This is a genomic window from Pseudomonas sp. MS646 (genome assembly GCF_036693845.1).
GTDB classification, from domain to species: Bacteria; Pseudomonadota; Gammaproteobacteria; order Pseudomonadales; family Pseudomonadaceae; genus Aquipseudomonas; species Aquipseudomonas chlororaphis_E.
In genome coordinates, this window is record NZ_CP144763.1 from 3,642,055 (window position 1) to 3,661,720 (window position 19,666).

At 64.5% G+C, this 19,666-nt stretch carries 14 protein-coding genes; 6 read left to right on the plus strand and 8 right to left on the minus strand.

The genetic code is table 11. The annotated features are described in order from the left end of the window. Positions 1–54: 54 nt before the first annotated feature. Together V3H56_RS15890 and V3H56_RS15895 are read right to left on the minus strand one after the other, a co-directional pair. On the minus strand, positions 55–1,359 hold the full coding sequence (locus tag V3H56_RS15890; protein ID WP_042729408.1) for an ATP-binding protein: 1,305 nt from the start codon (positions 1,357–1,359) through the stop codon (positions 55–57). A 4-nt stretch (positions 1,360–1,363) separates the two neighbouring features. Next, a complete protein-coding gene (locus V3H56_RS15895) occupies positions 1,364–2,065 on the minus strand; it encodes a response regulator transcription factor (RefSeq protein ID WP_042729407.1) in 702 nt (233 codons plus the stop codon). A gap of 271 nt (positions 2,066–2,336) precedes the next feature. Here V3H56_RS15895 and V3H56_RS15900 point away from each other — a divergent pair, with 271 nt between their 5' ends. Both V3H56_RS15900 and V3H56_RS15905 read left to right on the plus strand, forming a co-directional pair. Further along, complete coding sequence (locus tag V3H56_RS15900) at positions 2,337–3,494, plus strand: efflux RND transporter periplasmic adaptor subunit (RefSeq protein ID WP_338473594.1); 1,158 nt, start codon at positions 2,337–2,339, stop codon at positions 3,492–3,494. A 14-nt stretch (positions 3,495–3,508) separates the two neighbouring features. Beyond that, positions 3,509–6,607, plus strand: coding sequence for an efflux RND transporter permease subunit (locus V3H56_RS15905; protein ID WP_338473595.1), 3,099 nt, complete (start codon positions 3,509–3,511; stop codon positions 6,605–6,607). A gap of 150 nt (positions 6,608–6,757) precedes the next feature. Here V3H56_RS15905 and V3H56_RS15910 read toward each other — a convergent pair whose 3' ends face one another. From V3H56_RS15910 to V3H56_RS15925, 4 genes are all read right to left on the minus strand, one after another. Beyond that, positions 6,758–7,945, minus strand: a complete 1,188-nt coding sequence (locus V3H56_RS15910) for an aminotransferase class I/II-fold pyridoxal phosphate-dependent enzyme (RefSeq protein ID WP_338473596.1) — start codon at positions 7,943–7,945, stop codon at positions 6,758–6,760. Positions 7,946–7,986: 41 nt separating this feature from the next. Beyond that, the gene (locus tag V3H56_RS15915; protein ID WP_042729403.1) at positions 7,987–9,612 is read right to left on the minus strand and encodes a methyl-accepting chemotaxis protein; all 1,626 of its coding nucleotides are present in this window, start codon (positions 9,610–9,612) and stop codon (positions 7,987–7,989) included. A 138-nt stretch (positions 9,613–9,750) separates the two neighbouring features. Beyond that, positions 9,751–10,887, minus strand: coding sequence for a glycerate kinase (locus V3H56_RS15920; protein WP_338473597.1), 1,137 nt, complete (start codon positions 10,885–10,887; stop codon positions 9,751–9,753). Positions 10,888–11,181: 294 nt separating this feature from the next. Next, on the minus strand, positions 11,182–12,306 hold the full coding sequence (locus V3H56_RS15925) for a sugar diacid recognition domain-containing protein (RefSeq protein WP_212802686.1): 1,125 nt from the start codon (positions 12,304–12,306) through the stop codon (positions 11,182–11,184). 194 nt (positions 12,307–12,500) lie between these two features. On the opposite strand from V3H56_RS15925, the gene V3H56_RS15930 reads away from it, so the two are divergent. From V3H56_RS15930 to rarD, 3 genes are all read left to right on the plus strand, one after another. After that, the gene (locus V3H56_RS15930; protein WP_338473598.1) at positions 12,501–13,811 is read left to right on the plus strand and encodes an MFS transporter; all 1,311 of its coding nucleotides are present in this window, start codon (positions 12,501–12,503) and stop codon (positions 13,809–13,811) included. 189 nt (positions 13,812–14,000) lie between these two features. After that, the gene (locus V3H56_RS15935) at positions 14,001–15,014 is read left to right on the plus strand and encodes an aldo/keto reductase (protein ID WP_042729399.1); all 1,014 of its coding nucleotides are present in this window, start codon (positions 14,001–14,003) and stop codon (positions 15,012–15,014) included. Between the two features lie 152 nt (positions 15,015–15,166). After that, complete coding sequence (rarD, locus tag V3H56_RS15940; RefSeq protein WP_042729398.1) at positions 15,167–16,054, plus strand: EamA family transporter RarD; 888 nt, start codon at positions 15,167–15,169, stop codon at positions 16,052–16,054. 121 nt (positions 16,055–16,175) lie between these two features. On the opposite strand, the gene hppD is transcribed toward rarD, so the two are convergent. Both hppD and V3H56_RS15950 read right to left on the minus strand, forming a co-directional pair. Further along, entirely contained in the window at positions 16,176–17,252 is a 1,077-nt protein-coding gene (gene hppD, locus V3H56_RS15945; RefSeq protein WP_042729397.1) for a 4-hydroxyphenylpyruvate dioxygenase, read from the minus strand. A gap of 246 nt (positions 17,253–17,498) precedes the next feature. Next, a complete protein-coding gene (locus V3H56_RS15950) occupies positions 17,499–18,443 on the minus strand; it encodes a DMT family transporter (protein WP_047738898.1) in 945 nt (314 codons plus the stop codon). Positions 18,444–18,567: 124 nt separating this feature from the next. Between V3H56_RS15950 and V3H56_RS15955 the strand changes: the two genes are divergently transcribed. Continuing rightward, a complete protein-coding gene (locus V3H56_RS15955) occupies positions 18,568–19,464 on the plus strand; it encodes a LysR family transcriptional regulator (protein WP_338473599.1) in 897 nt (298 codons plus the stop codon). The last annotated feature ends 202 nt before the right edge of the window (positions 19,465–19,666 follow it).

Consider the following 19,666-nt stretch of genomic DNA (forward strand, 5'->3'; position numbering starts at 1 on the left):
GGCCGCTGCGCACCCCAACAGGAGCACGCTCCCTCGCCCAGGGAACCACCTGGATCAGGACGATGGGGCGGGCAACCACAACCTGAACCGAGCCCCGCCCAGCGGTGAAGTCTCGACGGTCAAGGTGCCGCCCTGGGCTTGCAAGGCACGGCGGCTGATGGCCAGGCCTAGGCCGAACCCGCCGGTGGCGCGGTCGCGGCTGCGGTCCAGGCGGTAGAACGGCTCGAACACACGCTCACGCTCGTCATCCGGGATGCCGATGCCGTCATCGTCGACCCAGATCTCACAACCCTGGTCGCCCACCAACACACCGACCTGGATGTGCTTCTCGCAGTAACGCATCGCATTGCGCAGCAGGTTCTGCAAGGCCCTGGCGGTAAGGCGCGGGTCGAGTTCGAAGCGCTCCAGCGCTCCGTGCAGCAACACGTCGATCACCACGTCCGGGGCCGCCAGGTCTTCGTCGACACTGCCCAGGATGCTGTCGATGAATTCGTCCAGCGGCACTTCGACCCGCTCGGGCAAGCGTTCGGGGTTCTGCAGACGGCTGTAGGACAGCAGTTCCAGCACCAGTTCATCCAGCTCGCGAATGTGCGCCACCAACCCTTGCAGGCGCTCGCGACTGGCGGGCGGCAAATCCTCGGACAGCGCCAGGGCCAGGCCGAAGTCGAGCCGGGTCAGCGGCGTACGCAGTTCGTGGGACACCGCGTTGAGCAGGTCGCGCTGCTGGTTGAGCAGCTTCTCGATGTCACCGGCCATGGTGTCGAACACATGGGCCAGGCTGCCGATGTTCGAACTGGAGGCAATCTGCGTGCGCTCGCCCAAGTGGCCTTTGCCGAAACGCTCGGCGGTGCGCCTGAGGCGCTCCAGGTCACGCCAGTGCGGCCGCAGCCAAAGCAACAGGCACGCGAGCATGGTCGCGCCGATCAGCACGTTGATGCTCCAGTACAGCCAGTTGACGTCGGTCGGATCCGGCGGAACGATCATCTTGACCGCCATGCGCTCACCCAGCGGTGCCACCGCCAGGGTGCGCCAGGCCCAGTCACCGAGGCGCACGATGTTTTCGCCACGGCTGAGCTGCGCCCGCTCGGCTTCGCTGAAGCCCGGGTCATCGAGGCTCGCCAGTTCGATGCGCAGCGGCTCGAAGTCTTTGTCCATCTGCGCCGCCAGCGCCGGCCACTGCTCGCGGGGCACGGCGTGGAACTGCTTGACCATCAGGGTCTGCAAGCCTCGGGAATGGTCGAGGTTGTAGCTCACGAAGCGCTCATGGAACAGGCGGACCACCAGTTCCGGCATCAGGTAGATGGCCGCGCTGTAGGAGACGATGGTGACCAGGTACAGGCGAATCAGCAGTTTCCACATCGGCTCAGCATTCCCACTCGGAACGGCTGAACAGGTAGCCTTTGCCCCAGACGGTCTTGATCTTGCGAGCTTCGCCGGCGTTGTCGTCGAATTTGCGCCGCAGCTTGGAAATCGCCACGTCCACCGAGCGGTCGGTGCCGTTGAACTCGATGCCGCGCAGGCGTTGCAGGATCTGGTCGCGGCTCAGCACTTCGCCGGAATGCCGGGCCAGCACCACCAGCAGGTTGTACTCGCCGCTGGACAGCTCCACCGGCTGGCCGCGCCAGGTCACGGTGCGTTCGGACAGGTCGATGCACAGGTTGCCCATCAGAATGCGGTCGTTGGCCGTCTGCGGTTCGGCGAGGCTGCTGCGCCGCAGCAAGGTCCGCACCCGCGCCAGCAAGACCCGCGGCTCGCACGGTTTGGTGACGTAGTCGTCGGCGCCCATTTCCAGGCCCAGGACCTGGTCGTGACTGTCGTCCCGGGCGGTGAGCATCAGGATCGGCAAGGTCGCCGAATCGGCCCGCAGCAGGCGACACACCTGCAAGCCGTCCAGGCCCGGCAGCATCAGGTCGAGGATCACCAGGTCCGGCGGATTGACCCGCGCCCGCTCCCGCACGTGGTCGCCGCGGGCCAGCACGTTGACTTGATAGCCGTTGCGTTCCAGGTAACTGGCGATCAGCTCGGACAACGCGCAGTCGTCTTCGACCAGGAGGATGTTGGGCATGGGGTGTTCCAGAAAGTGCTGGGGTGCCTGGCAGGCCTTTATCTATCGCGAGCAAGCTCGCTTCCACAGGCGTTCGCATAATCATTGTGGGAGCGAGCTTGCTCGCGATGAGGCCCGGCAAGACACCGATGATCTCAAGTTGCCAAGGATATACGCCCTCGCCCAACCCGACGCAAAACCCTTACACAATTTCACACACCCCCAACAAAGCTTTACCAACGCCCAGGCTCGCCCGCCGTAGCATGGCATCGCTCATTATTGGGGATGCACCATGCCAAAGAATTCTTTCGCCACGCTGGGTCTGCTGCTCGGTGCGCTGTCGTTGAGCGCCTGCGACAGCGCCGCGCCGCCCACGGACGAAGCGCCGCTGCCCACCGTGGCCGTCGAAACCATCGAAGCCCGGCCACTGTCCATCAGCAGCGAATTGAGCGGACGCATTGCCGCGCCACGCACCGCCGAAGTGCGCGCACGGGTGCCTGGCGTGGTGTTGCAGCGGGTGTATCGCGAAGGCAGCGATGTGAAAAAAGGCGATGTGCTGTTTCGCATCGACCCGGCGCCGTTCAAGGCCGACCTGGACAGCGCCGAAGCGGCGTTGCGCAAGGCCGAGGCCAACGCCTTCCAGGCACGCCTGCAAGCGCAACGCTACGCGCGCCTGATCGAGGACAACGCCATCAGCGGCCAGGACTACGACAACGCCCGGGCCGCGGATCGCCAGAGCGCCGCCGATGTCGCCGCCAGTAAGGCCGCCCTGGAGCGGGCCCGGTTGAACCTCGGTTATGCCACGGTCACCGCGCCCATCGCCGGACGCATCGGCCGGGCGCTGGTAACCGAGGGTGCGCTGGTCGGCCAGAACGAAACCACGCCGCTGGCCCTCATCCAGCAGTTGGACCCGATCCACGCCGACCTCACCCAATCGACCCGCGAGCTCAATGAACTGCGCCGCGCCCTGCGCGCCGGCCAGTTGCAGCAGGTCGAGCCGGGCCAGGCCAAGGCTACGCTGGTCCAGGACGACGGCAGCCTGTACCCGCTGCCGGGCAAACTGTTGTTCGCCGACATCAGCGTCGACCCGGGCACCGGCCAGATCACCCTGCGCAGCGAATTCCCCAACCCCGACCTGGACCTGTTGCCGGGCAGCTTCGTGCGCGTGCGCCTGGAGCAGGCGGTCGATCGCCAGGGCATCAGCGTGCCGCAGCGGGCCATCCTGCGCGACAGCGCCGGCATCGCCCAGGTATTGCTGGTCGATGCCCAGCAGACCGTCAGCCTGCAACCGGTGACGCTGGGCGCCGTGCAGGATGACCGCTGGATCGTCACCCATGGCTTGAAGCCGGGCGACCGCATTGTCGTCGAAGGCCTGCAACACGCACGCCCCGGTGAAAAAGTCCGGGTCGATGACTCCCCTCTTCCACTTGCCCAGGTCCCTGGCCAGTAAGCAGGACGTTTGCCATGCCGCAGTTCTTTATCGACCGCCCGGTGTTCGCCTGGGTGGTGGCGTTGTTCATTCTGCTGGCCGGTGTGCTGGCAATCCCGCAGTTGCCGGTGGCGCAGTACCCCGACGTCGCGCCGCCGCAAATCGAAATCTACGCGGTGTACCCCGGTGCGTCGGCGCAAACCGTGGACCAGAGCGTGGTCAGCCTGATCGAGGAAGAGCTCAACGGCGCCGATCACCTGCTGTACTTCGGTTCCCAGAGCAGCCTGGGCAGCGCCACCATCACCGCGACGTTCCAGCCGGGCACCAACCCGGAGCTGGCCCAGGTCGATGTGCAGAACCGGCTCAAGACCGTGGAATCGCGCCTGCCCCAGGCCGTCACCCAGCAGGGCTTGCAGGTGGACAAGGTGTCGGCCGGTTTCCTGCTGCTGATCACGCTCACCTCCAACGACGGCAAGCTCGACGATGTGGCGCTCAGCGACTACCTGGCGCGCAACGTGATGAACGAGATCAAGCGTCTGGACGGCGTCGGCAAGGCGCAACTGTACGGCGCCGAGCGGGCGATGCGGATCTGGATCGACCCGCAGAAACTGCTCGCCTTCAACCTGACGCCGGCCGACGTCAATGCCGCCATCGTGGCGCAGAACGCCCAGGTGTCGGCGGGCAGCATCGGCGACCTGCCGGCACGCACCACCCAGGAGATGACCGCGACGGTACTGGTCAAGGGGCAGTTGTCGACGCCCGAAGAGTTCGCCGACATCGTACTCAAGGCCAACCCCGACGGCTCCACCGTGCGCATTGGCGACGTGGCGCGGGTGAAAGTCGGCAGCCAGGAATACCAGTTTTCCACGCGGCTCAATGGCAAGCCTTCCACCGCCGTTGGCGTACAACTGTCGCCGGGGGCCAATGCCCTCAACACCGCGACGCTGGTGCGCACGAAGATGGATGAGCTGTCGCGCTACTTCCCCGCGGGCGTCGAGTACAAGATCCCCTACGACACCTCGCCGTTCGTCAAGGTCTCGATCACCAAGGTGGTGTACACCCTGGGCGAGGCCATGCTGCTGGTGTTCGCCGTGATGTTCCTGTTCCTGCAGAACATCCGCTACACCCTGATCCCGACGCTGGTGGTGCCCGTGGCGCTGATGGGCACGTTCGCGACCATGCTCGCCCTGGGTTTTTCCATCAACGTGTTGACCATGTTCGGTATGGTCCTGGCGATCGGCATCCTGGTGGACGACGCCATCGTCGTGGTGGAGAACGTCGAGCGGATCATGGCCAGCGAAGGGCTGTCGCCCAAGGAAGCGACGCGCAAGGCGATGCGGCAGATCACCGGCGCGATCATCGGCATCACCCTGGTGCTGGTGGCGGTGTTCATTCCCATGGCGTTCATGCCCGGATCGGTGGGCGTGATCTACCGGCAATTCTCGCTGTCCATGGCGACCTCGATCCTGTTCTCGGCGTTCCTGGCCCTGAGCCTCACGCCGGCGCTGTGCGCGACCTTGCTCAAGCCCATCGACCAGGGCGAGCATCACGCCAAGGGCGGTTTCTTCGGCTGGTTCAATCGCCGCTTCGACCAATTGGGCGATCGCTACCAGGGCTGGGTCGCCTACGCACTCAAGCGCACCGGCCGCTACCTGCTGATCTACGGGGTGCTGCTGGTGGGCATGGGCCTGCTGTTCACGCGCCTGCCCTCCTCGTTCCTGCCGGTGGAGGACCAGGGCTACACCATCACCGACATCCAGTTGCCGCCCGGCGCGAGCAAGAACCGCACGGTGCAGGTGGTGGAGCAGATCGAAGCTCACAACGCCGGCGAGCCGGGCGTGAGCGACAGCACGGTGATCCTCGGTTTCAGTTTTTCCGGCAGCGGGCAGAATGCGGCCCTGGCGTTCACCACCCTGAAGGACTGGTCGCAGCGGGCACGCGACGATTCGGCCAGCTCGATTGCCGACCGAGCCAACCAGGCGTTCGGCGCGATCAAGGACGCCATGGCCTTTGCGGTGCTGCCGCCACCGGTGGATGGCCTGGGCACCTCCAGTGGCTTCGAGTTCCGCCTGCAGGATCGCGGCGGCCTCGGCCACGCCACGCTGATGCAGGCCCGCGACGAATTGCTCGCCGCGGCCGAGAAAAGCCCGGTGTTGATGAACGTGCGTGAAAGCGCCCTGGCCGAAGCGCCGCAGGTCCAACTGGAGGTCGACCGCAAGCAGGCCAATGCCCTGGGCGTTTCCTTCGCCGACGTGGGTAACGTGCTGTCCACGGCGGTGGGCTCGGCCTACGTCAATGACTTCCCCAACCAGGGGCGGATGCAGCGGGTGGTGGTCCAGGCACAAGGCGACCAGCGCGGCCAGGTGGCCGACCTGCTGAAGATCCATGTGCGCAACAACGCCGGGAAGATGGTGCCGCTGTCAGCGTTCGTCCAGGCCAGATGGACCCAGGGCCCGACACAATTGACCCGCTACAACGGCTACCCGGCCATCAGCATTTCCGGCGAACCGGCGCCCGGCCACAGCACCGGCGAAGCCATGGCCGAGATCGAGCGGCTGGTGGCCCAGGGGCCGACCGGCCTGGGGCAGGAATGGACCGGGCTGTCCCTGCAGGAACGCTTGTCCGGCAGCCAGGCGCCGCTGTTGCTCGGGCTGTCGTTGCTGGTGGTGTTCCTGTGCCTGGCGGCGCTGTACGAGAGTTGGTCGATCCCGACGTCGGTGCTGCTGGTGGTGCCACTGGGGGTGCTCGGCGCGGTGCTCGCGGTGTCGATGCGCGGCCTGCCCAACGATGTGTTCTTCAAGGTCGGGCTGGTGACCATCATCGGGTTGTCGGCGAAGAATGCGATCCTGATCATCGAGTTCGCCAAGAGCCTGTACGACCAGGGCCATGATCTGATCGACGCCACGCTCCAGGCGGCGCGCCTGCGCCTGCGACCGATCATCATGACCTCCCTGGCCTTCATCCTCGGCGTCGTGCCCCTGGCCATCGCCACCGGCGCCAGCTCGGCGAGCCAACAAGCCATCGGGACCGGGGTGATCGGCGGGATGATCACCGCGACCCTGGCGGTGGTGTTTGTCCCGGTGTTCTTTGTCGGGGTGATGAATCTGGTGCGCAAGCGTCCTGACAGCCACTGATCGGCCGGGGTGCGGCTTGCCTGGGATGGCGAGGCTGGATGGACGGCCGCCTTCGCGAGCAAGCTCGCTCCCACAAAGGGCCCCTCGGACACTTGGGAAACCTGTGGGAGCAAGCTTGCTCGCGAAAACGGTCGCGACGCACGGCGAGTCTCAGGCCCGCCGTGCTAGCAGCAGCCCCGCCGCACAGGCCGCGATGCGCTCGCAGGCCTGGGCCAGTTTCAGCTGGTCGACCACCAGCCCGATGCGGATATGCCCCGCCGCGCTGGGGCCGAAAGCCTCGCCGGCGAGCACCGAGACGCCATAGCCGTCCAGCAGGTGTTCGGCAAAGCCTTGGGCGTCGAGACCGGTCTGGCGGATGTCGACCATGACGAACATGCCGCCATCGGGTCGCACCGGCTTGAGGCCCGGACAGTCGCCAAGCATGGCGCACACCAGGTCGCGGCGCTGGCGATATTCTTCACGCATGTGCGCCACTTCAGGCAAATCTTCTTCGAGGGCCACCTGGGCCGCCCGCTGCACGAAATCCGGCAGGCCGAAGAGCATGCACAACGACAGGTTCGCCAAGTGTTCGGCCAGGGGCTCGGGCCCAAGGACCCAGCCAATGCGCCAACCGGTCATGGCATGGGATTTGGACAGGCTGTTGATGGTCGCCGTGCGTTCGGCCATGCCCGGCAGACTGGCCGGGCTGACGTGCTCACCTTCGTACAACAGGTCGCTGTAGACCTCGTCACTGATCAGCCACAGGTCATGCTCGATGCACAACTGCGCCAGTCCTCGCCAGGTCGCGAGCGGCAGGCTGGCGCCTGATGGGTTGTTGGGGCTGTTGAGCAGCATCGCCCGGGTCCGCCCGGTGATCAGGCCGGCCACATCGGCCGGTTCGACCCTGAACCCGTTCTCCGGGCGCACCGGCACCGGCACCACTGTCGCCCCGCAGGCACCGAACACCGCCTCGTAGGTGACATACATCGGCTCGGCGACGATCACCTCGTCGCCCGGGTCGAGCAGGCACTGCGCGACTGCATACACCGCGCACTGCGCACCGGGCAACACGGTGACATGCCCGGCGTCGACCGGCTGGCCGCAGCGCCGCTGGTGACGCCGGGCAATGCGGCTGCGCAAGGTGTACAGGCCACGGATGTCCGAGTAATGCGTATCCCCGGCCCGCAGGCTGCCCACCGCGGCATCGACGATGGCGCGCGGTGTGTCGAAATCCGGATCGCCCACCGACAACAGCAGCACGTCCATGCCCTGTTCGCGCATGGCCAGCGCCCGATCGTGAATGTGCCAGGCGGCGGCGCCATCGCCGGTGATGCGTTGGGTCAAGGCTGAAAAGCGCATGCATATCTCCTGATTGCGCGGTGTCCAGCCTCAACCCTATCTCAAATCACAAACCGCGCCACCATCGCGTTCAACGTCACCGCCAGGCGCGACAGTTCGTGGGACGCGTCGCTGGTCTGTTTCGCACCGCTGGCCGACTGGGTGGCAAGGTCGCGAATGTTGACCAGGTTGCGGTCCACTTCGCGGGACACCTGGGCCTGTTCCTCCGAAGCGCTGGCGATGACCAGGTTGCGCTCGTTGATCTGGTGGATCGATTGGGTGATCTGTTCCAGGGCCACGCCGGCGGCGCGGGCCATTTCCAGGGTGCTCTGGGTACGCTGGTTGCTTTGCTGCATCGACTGCACGGCCTCACCGGTGCCGTTCTGGATACCGGCGACCATTTTCTCGATTTCCTGGGTCGATTGTGCAGTGCGGTGGGCCAGAGCCCGGACCTCGTCGGCCACCACCGCGAAACCGCGTCCGGCCTCCCCGGCGCGGGCGGCTTCGATGGCGGCGTTGAGGGCCAGCAGGTTGGTCTGTTCGGCGATGGCGCGGATCACGTCCAGGACCTTGCCGATATCGCGCCCCTGCACCGCCAGGCCTTCGATCATCGCCGCGGTGCTTTGCACGTCGTGGGTCATGGTCTGGATCGCCTCGACGGTTTCCACCACCCGCGAGCGACCTTCCCGGGCCGCCTGGGTCGATTGGTTCGACGCCTCGGACGTGGACACCGCATTACGCGCGACCTCTTCCACTGCGGTGGTCATTTCGTTGACCGCCGTGGCGGCCTGTTCGATTTCATTGTGTTGCTGTTGCAGGCCACGGGAAGATTCCTGGGTCACCGCGCTCAACTCTTCGGCGGCGGCGCCCAACTGGGTGGCGGAGCCGGCGATCTGCTCGATGGTCTTGCGCAGGCTGGCTTGCATGTCGGCCAGGGCCTTGAGCAGCCGAGCGGGTTCGTCCTTGCCGTCGTCCGTGATCACCTGCACCAGATTCCCGCCGGCAATGACTCGCGCCGCCTCCAGCGCTCGGTTGAGCGGCAACACAATGCTGCGAGTCAACGCCAGCGCGAGCAGCACGGTGGCCAACGCAGCGACGAGCGACACGATGATGATGCCCGCCAGCGCGTTGTCAAAGTGCGCGCCCGCCTCGGCCGACGCCTCTACAGAGCCGGACACGTTGATCGCGATAAGCTTGTTGAGCTGCTCGCCCATCAGGTCGGTGCCTTCCTTGATTCGGCTATTGATCAGGGCGCGCAGCTCATCGACCTTGTTCTGTCGCGACAGGTCGAGCATTTCTTTCTGGGCTTGCAGGTAGTTGCCAAGGGTCACGGAAAAAGTCTTGTACAGCTCTTTTTCCTCGGCTTCGGCTGGCAACGCCGCGTAACTGGTGTCGGCCTTGTGCAGTTTCTCCACCAGCACACCGATGCGGGTTTCGGCCTCTGCCAGGCTGGCCGGCTCGCGGTTGACCAGGATACGGAACGACAGGATGCGCATGCGCAGCACGTTCTCCAGCACGTTGGCCAGGTACGCGACGCTGGGCACCTGGTTTTGCTCCATGTCCACCGAGGCCTGGCGGATCACCGACATGCGATTGGCGGCGAATAAGCCCAGGCCAATGACAAGCAGAGCAATGAAAGCGAAGCCAAGGAAGGCTCGGGGCGCGATGTTCAGGCTACGAAGGGACATGTAAAGACCTCGGGGCGATGGGGTCGAGCATCCATGCCAGTCAGTGTAGGGTGGGGTGCTGATGGGTACGCTTAACCCCTTTATCGGCTGGGCTGTAGGCTTTTTACAGGGGGATGTAAAAAAATATTTCAGGAACACTTATCGGCTGGCGACCTGCCACAGCCGGGCAATATCCCGGGCCCGCTCGCCCAGCAGGCGCGCCGCATCGGCACAGGCCTCTTGCAGCGTCATCGGGCCGCTGGCCAGGGCGAAGGCGGCATCGACACCGTGCTCATACAGCGCCGGGTAGCCCTCCCCCAACGTACCGGCGATGACCAGCACCGGCACGCCGTGCTGGCGGGCGATGCGGGCCACGCCGAAGGGCGTCTTGCCGCGCAGGGTCTGCGCGTCGAAACGGCCTTCGCCAGTGATCACCAAGTCAGCGCCCTGTACCGCAGCGGCCAGCCCCACCAGTTGGGCGACCACCTCCACGCCCGTGCGAAACCGCGCGCCCAGGAACGCCTTGGCGGCGAACCCGAGGCCGCCGGCGGCACCGCTACCCGGTTCGTCGCGCACATCCTTGTGCAGAGCCTGGGCACAGTGTTCGGCGAAGTGTCCCAGGGCTGCGTCTAGCCACTGCACTTGCTGGGCGGACGCACCTTTTTGCGGGCCGAAAATGGCGGAAGCCCCCTGGGGGCCGCACAGTGGGTTGTCGACGTCGGCGGCAATCTCGAAATCGACTTGGGCCAGGCGCGGGTCCAGTCCGCTGAGGTCGATGCGCGACAGGTTCGCCAGGGCCAGGCCGCCCGGCGCAAGCGCCTGGCCGCGTTCATCCAGCAACGCCACGCCCAGGGCTTGCATCGCACCGGCACCGCCGTCATTGGTAGCACTGCCGCCGATGGCCAGGATCACCCGCCCGGCCCCTTCATCCAGGGCGGCGCGAATCAGTTCGCCAGTGCCATAGGTGCTGCTGGAGCAGGCATCGCGCTGCCCCGGCGCGACCAATTGCAGGCCGCTGGCCTCGGCCATTTCGATGATCGCGGTGCGGCTCTCGGGCAACCAGCCCCAGCTTGCCTCGACCGCGCTACCCAACGGTCCCCGAACCCGGTTGCAGCGCCATTGTCCGTTGCAGGCCGCCAGCACCGACGCCACCGTCCCTTCCCCGCCGTCGGCCATCGGGCACTTGATCAACTGTGCAGCCGGCCAGACCTGGGCCAGCCCGGCGGCGATGGCGTCGGCGACGCCCTGGGCACTGAGGCTGTCCTTGAACGAGTCGGGGGCGATGACTATTTTCATATTATTCTCCGGTTCCGATGCCCAGCATGCTGCCAGCTGACCGCAACCGTGACGCCGGTCTGCCGCACAAAAGACAGGGGGGATTATTGTTCAATTTTACAAAGGGTGGGGTTGGTAAGGGGATGGTTGTTGGATGGGAGGGCCTCTTCGCGGGCAAGCCCGCTCCCACAGTTAATCAGCGTGAATACCGAATCCATGTACACCACAAATCAATTGTGGGAGCGGGCTTGCCCGCGAAGATGGCGGCACAGGCGACATAATTTCCCCAGTACAACCACCCTCGCGAGCACAGGGTTACAGCGGTGGGCTTTCGGTCTGCGGCAACAACTGCACCCCCAGGTACAACGCCAACATGCCATCCAGCCGCAACGGATCGACCCCACTGAGCTCGGCGATGCGTTCCATGCGGTAGCGCAAGCTGTTGCGGTGGATCCCCAGGGCCTCGGCGCAAGCCTGGCTCTGGCCGTCGTGTTCGCACCAGCTGCGCAAGGTCGTGAGCAACTGGCCGTTGCTGTCCTTGGCGATCACCTTGCGCAGCGGTGCCAGCAATTCGTCGAGGGCATCGTCGCTGCGATGACGCCAGAGCATCACCGGCAGGCGATAACGGGCAAGGCTCAGCAGCCGCAATTGCGGCAACACATCGCGACCGTAGGCCAGCAGGTCCGCGACCCGACGGTAGCACCGACGCAGTCCCGCCAGCCCTTCGGCCTGGCCACCCACCGCCACTCGCAAGATGCACCAGCCCAGCCCGTCGAGCTTGCCCAGCAGCCGCTCGTTTTCCACCGACGCGGTGACCGGCCGGCACCAGAGCAACGAGGACTTGGACGAGGTCAGGCACCAACTGTCCGGGTAGCGTGACATCAACCAGGCGCTCAACGTCTCGACGCTCTGCCCTGGCCCATGCTCCGGGCCCAGCTCGAACAGATACGGCACCCGTGACAGTTGCGGCTTGAGGCCCATCTGGCGGGCTTCGTCCAACAACCGCGGCGAATCCCCGGCGTCCCCCAGCAGCAAAGCCAGCAAGTCGTCACACCGTTGCCGGCGCCATTGCTGCTCGGCCTGCTGGTTGCGCTGGCCCACCAGCATCTCGGCGGTCATGCGTACCAGTTCGGCGTAGGTGCGCAACTGCTCGGGCTCGCCGGTGATGCCCAGCACGCCGATCAGGCGCTGATCGAGCATCAGCGGCAGGTTGATGCCTGGCTGCACGCCCTTGAGGTGCCTCGCCGTGTGCGCGTCGATTTCCACCACCCGGCCATTGGCCAGGACCAATTGCGCGCCCTCGTGGCGGGTATTGACGCGCCCGGGCTCACCGCTGCCGAGGATCAGGCCCTGGTTGTCCATGACATTGACGTTGTATGGCAGGATCGCCATCGCCCGGTCGACGATGTCCTGCGCCAGGTCATGATCCAGTTCGAACATGGGACGGTGTTCCTTGCAAGCGGCGTGGGTGAAGGTTTGGAGCGCAGGGCGCCAGGGCGATTGGTCAGGCGCACAGGGTCCTGCTCCAAACCCTGTGCTCAGGCACAAAGACACGGCCCCCGGGCTGGCCGAGACTCAAGGGCAGTCAACGTTACCCCTTGGCTCGTACAAATCATAATAAAGAGAGACCCGCCATGTCCCAGAGCGCAACGGCCCTCCTGGCTACGCACGACGAGAAAAACAGCGTCTACAAGCGCATCACCCTGCGCTTGATCCCCTTCATTTTCATCTGCTACCTGTTCAACTACCTCGACCGGGTCAACGTTGGCTTCGCCAAGTTGCAGATGCTCGATGCGCTGAAGTTCAGCGAAACCGTCTACGGCCTCGGTGCCGGGATCTTCTTCATCGGCTACGTCCTGTGCGGCGTACCCAGCAACCTGGCCCTGAGCAAGTTCGGCCCCCGGCGCTGGATCGCGCTGATGATGATCACCTGGGGCACGTTGTCGACCTGCCTGCTGTTCGTCACCACGCCCACCGGCTTCTACACCTTGCGGCTGTTCACCGGCGCGGCCGAAGCCGGGTTTTTCCCGGGTGTGGTGCTGTACCTCTCGCAGTGGTTCCCGACCTTCCGACGCGGCCGGATCATGGCGTTGTTCATGTCCGCCATTCCGGTGTCGGGCCTGTTGGGCAGCCCGTTTTCCGGCTGGATCCTCAACCACTTCGCCGCCGGCCAAGGTGGCCTGGCCGGCTGGCAGTGGATGTTCCTGCTGCAAGGCATCCCGACCGTGATCCTCGGTGCACTGGCGTTCTTTTTGCTCAGCGACACCTTCGTCAACGCCAAGTGGCTGACCGACCAGGAGCGCGCCGTGCTCACCGCCGACCATGCCCAGGACCTGGCGAACAAACCGAACACCAGCAGCGACTCCTTGCTGGCCGTGTTCAAGAACCCGGCGATCTGGGCCTTTGGCCTGGTGTACTTCTGCATCCAGAGCGGTGTGTATGCGATCAACTTCTGGCTGCCGTCAATCATCAAGAGCCTGGGTTTCAGCGATAACCTGGTGATCGGCTGGTTGAGCGCGATCCCCTATTTGCTGGCCGCGGTGTTCATGCTGCTGGTGGGCCGCTCGGCGGACCTGCGCAAGGAACGTCGCTGGCACCTGGTGGTGCCGATGCTGATGGGCGCGGCCGGGCTGCTGATCGCCGTCAACTTCGCTACCACGCCGGCCCTCGCCATCCTCGGCCTGTCCATCGCCACCATGGGCGCCCTCACCGGCCTGCCGATGTTCTGGCCGGTGCCTACCGCCCTGCTCAGCGCCGGCGCGGCGGCGGGCGGCCTGGCGCTGATCAACTCCATGGGCCAGATGGCCGGTTTCCTGAGCCCTTACCTGGTGGGTTGGGTCAAGGATGCCACCGGCTCCACCGATGCCGCGCTGTACGTGTTGGCCGGGGTGATCGTGGCCGGCAGCCTGCTGGCGTTGCGCATGACGCGTACGCTCAGGGCCTGAGCATTGCCTCTGTGGGAGCCGGCTTGCTCGCGAAAGCGGTGGATCAATGGCAGCTATGTCAACTGACACGCCCTCTTCGCGAACAAGCCTGCTCCCACAGTGAATGGGGGGGTGTTCGATAAATCTGTTTGATCCATGCGCCTGTTCTGGGGTTTGATTGGACCTTTCCCATGGATGAAGGATTTTGTCATGAGCTACCGCACGCTAGGCCATTCCGGGTTGCAGGTGTCCACACTGACCCTGGGCACCATGATGTTCGGCGAACAGACCAGCACCGAAGACTCGCTGCGGATCATCGACAAGGCCTGGGACCAGGGCATCAACTTCATCGACACGGCGGACGTCTACACCAACGGCCGCTCCGAAGAGATCGTCGGCGAGGCGATCGCCCGCCACCGCCACGAGTGGGTGCTCGCCACCAAGGTCGGCTTCGGCCCGGCAGACGGCGTGCCCAATCGCAGCGGCCTGAGCCGCAAGCATCTGTTCAACGGCATCGAGGCCAGCCTGAACCGCCTGGGCACCGACTACCTGGACATCTACTACCTGCACCGTGAAGACCACAACACCCCGCTGCACGTCACCGTCTCGGCCATCGGCGACCTGATTCGCCAGGGCAAGATCCGCTACTGGGGCCTGTCGAACTACCGCGGCTGGCGCATCGCCGAGGTGATCCGGATTGCCGACAGCCTGGGCATCGACCGACCGGTGATCAGCCAACCGCTGTACAACATCGTCAACCGCCAGGCGGAAACCGAGCAGATCACCGCCGCGCAGAACTACGGCCTCGGCGTAGTGCCCTTCAGCCCCCTCGCCCGTGGCGTGCTCAGCGGCAAGTACGCGCCGGACGCCGCGCCAGATGCCAACAGCCGCGCCGGTCGCCAGGACAAACGCATCCTGGAAACCGAGTGGCGGGTCGAGTCCCTGCGCATCGCCCAGCAGATCCAGCAGTACACCCAGGGGCGGGGCGTGGGCATCGTCGAGTTCGCCATCGCCTGGGTGCTGAACAACCGCGCGGTCACCTCGGCCATCGTCGGGCCTCGCACCGAAGCGCAATGGGACGCCTATGCCAAGGCGCAGGCGGTCAGGATCACGGCGGATGACGAAGCCTTCATCGATTCGCTGGTGACGCCGGGGCATGCCTCGACGCCAGGCTTCAACGACGTCGGGCATTTCGTGTCGGGGCGCGTACCGCTGACGTCATAGGCCTGCTACGCAACAAGCCCTTGCGGCGAGGGAGCGTGCTCCCGCTCGGCCGCGCAACGGACCCCACCGCTGCGCGGCCGGGCGGGAGCACGCTCCCTCGCCACAACAAGGGTCCGTCACACACGCCGCCACCCCGCTAACAAGAGGCCTCCGTGTCCAAAGGTATCGCTCTATCGGTCTCGGCGTCCGCGCTGTTCGCCGTCATGTACTACTACACCTCGCTGCTCACGCCACTGACCGGCGTGGAGATTTTTGGTTGGCGCATGTTGCTGACCATGCCCTGCATGACCGTGTTCATGCTGGTGGCACGGGAATGGAAACTGGTCACGGCGCTGCTGCGGCGCCTGGTCGACACCCCACGGCTGTTGATCGGGGCGATCGCGTCGTCGGCCCTGATGGGGGCGCAGTTGTGGCTGTTCATGTGGGCGCCGCTCAACGGCTACAGCCTGGATGTGTCGCTGGGGTACTTCCTGCTGCCGCTGTCGATGGTCCTGACCGGGCGCATCGTCTATGGCGAACGCCTGTCGTACCTGCAGAAAATCGCCGTGTTCTTCGCCACGCTCGGGGTGTTCAACGAGCTGTACCAGGCCGGTGGTTTTTCCTGGGCGACCTTGCTGGTGGTGATCGGCTATCCGATCTACTTCATCCTGCGAAAACGCATCAAGACCGACAACCTGGGTGGGCTCTGGCTGGACATGACGCTGATGCTGCCGGTGGCGCTCTGGTTCGTGCAGAGCGGCGAGCAAGGCTTCAACGTGTTCGACCAACACCCCTGGTTGTCGCTGCTGATCCCGGTGCTTGGGGTGATCAGCGCCTCGGCGCTGGTGTCCTACATCATTGCCAGCCGGCTGCTGCCGTTCAGCCTGTTCGGGCTGTTGAGCTACGTAGAGCCGGTACTGTTGCTGGGCGTCGCGCTGTTGCTGGGCGAGAGCATCAAGGCCGGCGAATGGCTGACCTACCTCTCGATCTGGATGGCCGTGGCAGTGCTGGTGTTCGAAGGCTTCAAGCACCTGACGCGACATCATCGGCGTAAAGCTTGAAGTATAAATAGGACCTCGTGGAAGCGAGCTTGCTCGCGATAGCGGTATGTCAGTCAACAGGCATTGAATGACGGGCCGCCATCGCGAGCAAGCTCGCGCCCACAACCGTGTGGCTCGCGGATTACTCCGTGGCCAACACCCCACGCCGCACCTGGTCACGCTCGATGGACTCGAACAGCGCCTTGAAGTTGCCCTCGCCGAAGCCATCATCGCCCTTGCGCTGGATGAATTCGAAGAACACCGGCCCCATCAGAGTTTCCGAAAAGATCTGCAGCAACAGGCGCTTGTCGCCCTGCTCGGACGCGCCGTCCAGCAGGATGCCCCGCGATTGCAGCGCCTCGACCGGCTCACCGTGGTTGGGCAGGCGGCCTTCGAGCATCTCGTAGTAGGTGTCTGGCGGCGCGGTCATGAAGCGCATGCCGATGGCCTTGAGCCGGTCCCAGGTCTTGACCAGGTCATCGGTCAGAAACGCCACGTGCTGGATGCCTTCGCCGTTGAACTGCATCAGGAACTCTTCGATCTGCCCAGCGCCCTTGGACGACTCTTCGTTCAGCGGGATGCGGATCATGCCGTCCGGGGCCGTCATGGCCTTGGAGGTCAGGCCGGTGTACTCGCCCTTGATGTCGAAGTAGCGGATCTCGCGGAAGTTGAACAGCTTCTCGTAGAAGCCGGCCCAATAAGCCATGCGCCCGCGATACACGTTGTGGGTCAGGTGGTCGATGATCTTCAGGCCGGCGCCCACCGGATTGCGGTCGACGCCTTCGAGGAACACGAAGTCGATGTCATAGATCGAGCTGCCTTCGCCGAAACGGTCGATCAGGTACAGCGGCGCACCGCCAATGCCCTTGATCGCCGGCAGGTTCAACTCCATCGGGCCGGTCTCGATGTGGATCGGCTGGGCGCCGAGCGACAGGGCCCGCTTGTACGCCTGCTGCGAATCCTTGACCCGGAACGCCATGCCGCACACCGACGGGCCATGCTCGGCCGCGAAGTACGACGCCACGCTGTGGGGTTCATTGTTGAGGATCAGGTTGATCGCGCCCTGGCGATACAGGTGCACGTCCTTGGACCGGTGGGTCGCCACCTTGGTGAAGCCCATGATCTCGAAGATCGGCTCCAGGGTGTTGGGGGTCGGTGATGCGAACTCGATGAACTCAAAGCCCATCAGGCCCATTGGGTTTTCGTATAGATCTGCCATGTCGGCGCCTCATCATGCTTATCAATTAACAAACGTTAGTTGCCAGTCATGCGAGGGCACGCGGTGGCGCGCAGGAAATGCCGCGAACGCTGCGGGCGAGGAAATCGCCGTAGATCAGTTGAAACCCAAGTATCTTCATTGTCGACCCAAGGCTTTTGCGGGCGAGGCTTCTGCTGCCAGAAGACGTTATTCTTATATGCGTAAATCGATTCTACACAGCGTAACCAGATTTGTCCGCCTTCCGTATCAAATCGCCTTTTTCCTCGACCGCGCAAGGGGTTTGTTGCACAGGAAAATGCCGCCCAGGATCAACCCGCCGCCCAGGCTCATCATGGCGGTGAACCGTTCGTCCAGCAGCAGTGCTCCGAGCAGCACCGCCGTCAGCGGATTGAGGGCGATGAACACCCCGGAACGGGTCGCACCAATCCGCCGGATGCCGTCGTACCAGGCAATGTAGGCCAGGGCCGAGCCCAACACGCCCAGGTACAACAGGCTCAACCACTGCTTCAGGTCCAGCGCGCGCAGGGTGTCGAGGCGAACCTCCCCGCCGATGGCGCAGGCCAGCCACAGCATCAACGTGCCCAGCAGAATCGACCAGGTCACGGTTTGCAGCGGCCCCAGGCGCTCATTCAGGTCCCTGGAAAACAGCGAATAGATGCCCCACCCCAGCACACAGCCAAAAATCAGCCCGTCGCCCAGCCAGCTTTGCGTCGCCCCCTGTAACAGGGCAGGGTCACGGCTCACAATCACCAGCCCCGCCCCACCGATGCACAGCACGATGCCCGCGACTTTCAGCGCCCCAAGGCGCTCCTTGAACAGGCCCCAGGACGCCAACCCGATCACCGCCGGGTTCAGGGCGACGATCAACGAGGCCCGCGATGCGCTGATGGACTGCAAGCCGTAGAAGAAACACAGGTTGTAGAAGAAGATGCCAAAAAAGCCCAGCGCGGCCAATTGCAGCCCTTGCTTGAAGCTGGGCCTGGCCAGGGGAATCCGCGCCAAGGCGAGAAACGACAGCAGCGCGAGGCTGGCGAGCAGGAAACGCAAGCTGGCCGCGAACAGCGGCGCCAATGCATCAGAGAGGATCCGGCCAGCCACGAACGTGCCGCCCCAGATCATGGTGACCATGGCGAGCTTGAAGTAGACCGGCAGGTCGGAGGGGGTTGAGACGGTTTGTTCCAACGCGTTCATGGTTCACCTGGAGGTCAATCGAACCGTGTCGAGGGGCGCTTGCTTCCTCACCACGGTATCGGACGGGGCTGGGATGCCGTATTGTTTGCCTCATGCCTGATCATCGTAAAATGAGCATTCACTCATGACCCTCACCCAACTGGAAATCTTCTCCGTGGTCGCCGAGCTGAGGGGGTTTACCGCTGCGGCTACCCGCCTGGGCATCAGCCAGTCGGCGGTATCCCACGCCATCAAGGCGCTGGAGCAGGAGTTGGGGGTGGAACTGCTCCGACGTCACCAGGCCCAGGTGGAGCTCAGCGACATCGGCCAGCAGTTACTGGCGCGGGCACGGGCCATGCTCGGGTTGGCCAACACATTGCGCCAGGAAGCCGCCGATGCCCGGGGCATGCGCCGTGGCACGCTGCGCATCGGCTCGTTCGGGCCGACGTCGTCCATGAAACTGCTGCCCGCCCTCCTGCGGCGCTACCGCGCCTTGCATCCGGGGATCGAAGTGCATATCGACGAAGGCCCGGACCGCCAGGTCATTCAATGGCTGGACGAGCGGCGGATCGACGTCGGCTTCGTGGTGCTTCCCGAAGACCGCTTCGACACCGTTCAATTGCTGGAAGACCAGATGGTCGCGCTGCTGCCCACGCAGCATCCCTTGGCCGCCCATGCCAGCCTGAGCCTCAAGGATTTGTGCAACGACCCGTTCGTGCTCACCGAGGCTGGCTCGTCGGAACTGGTCATGCGGCTGTTCAATGCCGCCCGGCTCACGCCGAACGTGCGCTTTCGCTGCTCGCAATTGCTCAGCACCCTGGACGTGGTACGACGGGGCGAAGCGCTGAGCGTGGTGTCCGAAGGCTCGCTGCCGGCGAGCGGAAACCCGGGTTTTGTCGCTCGCCCCCTGGCACCGCCGATCCCCCGCCAGATTGGCCTGGCGGTCCTGGACAGTCGCCAGGCGTCACCGGCCACCCTGGCGTTCATCGAACTGGCGAGGCAATCATTGCGCGGTCCGCGCGGGCAACTTCCACAACCTTAACTACTTGCAATTGATTAGCCATCAAGACTACTTGAAGCACCCGGCATAAGGCTAACTGCCCACCGTCGAGACATTGACGCCAGCGTTTCATTCATAAATACCGGCGCTATTGTTACATGGAGAAAAAGTTACGATTTACACTTTCGGGATTAACTACTACAATTTTTTTACCTGTGCTAGATAGCAGGAGAGTCATTTATCA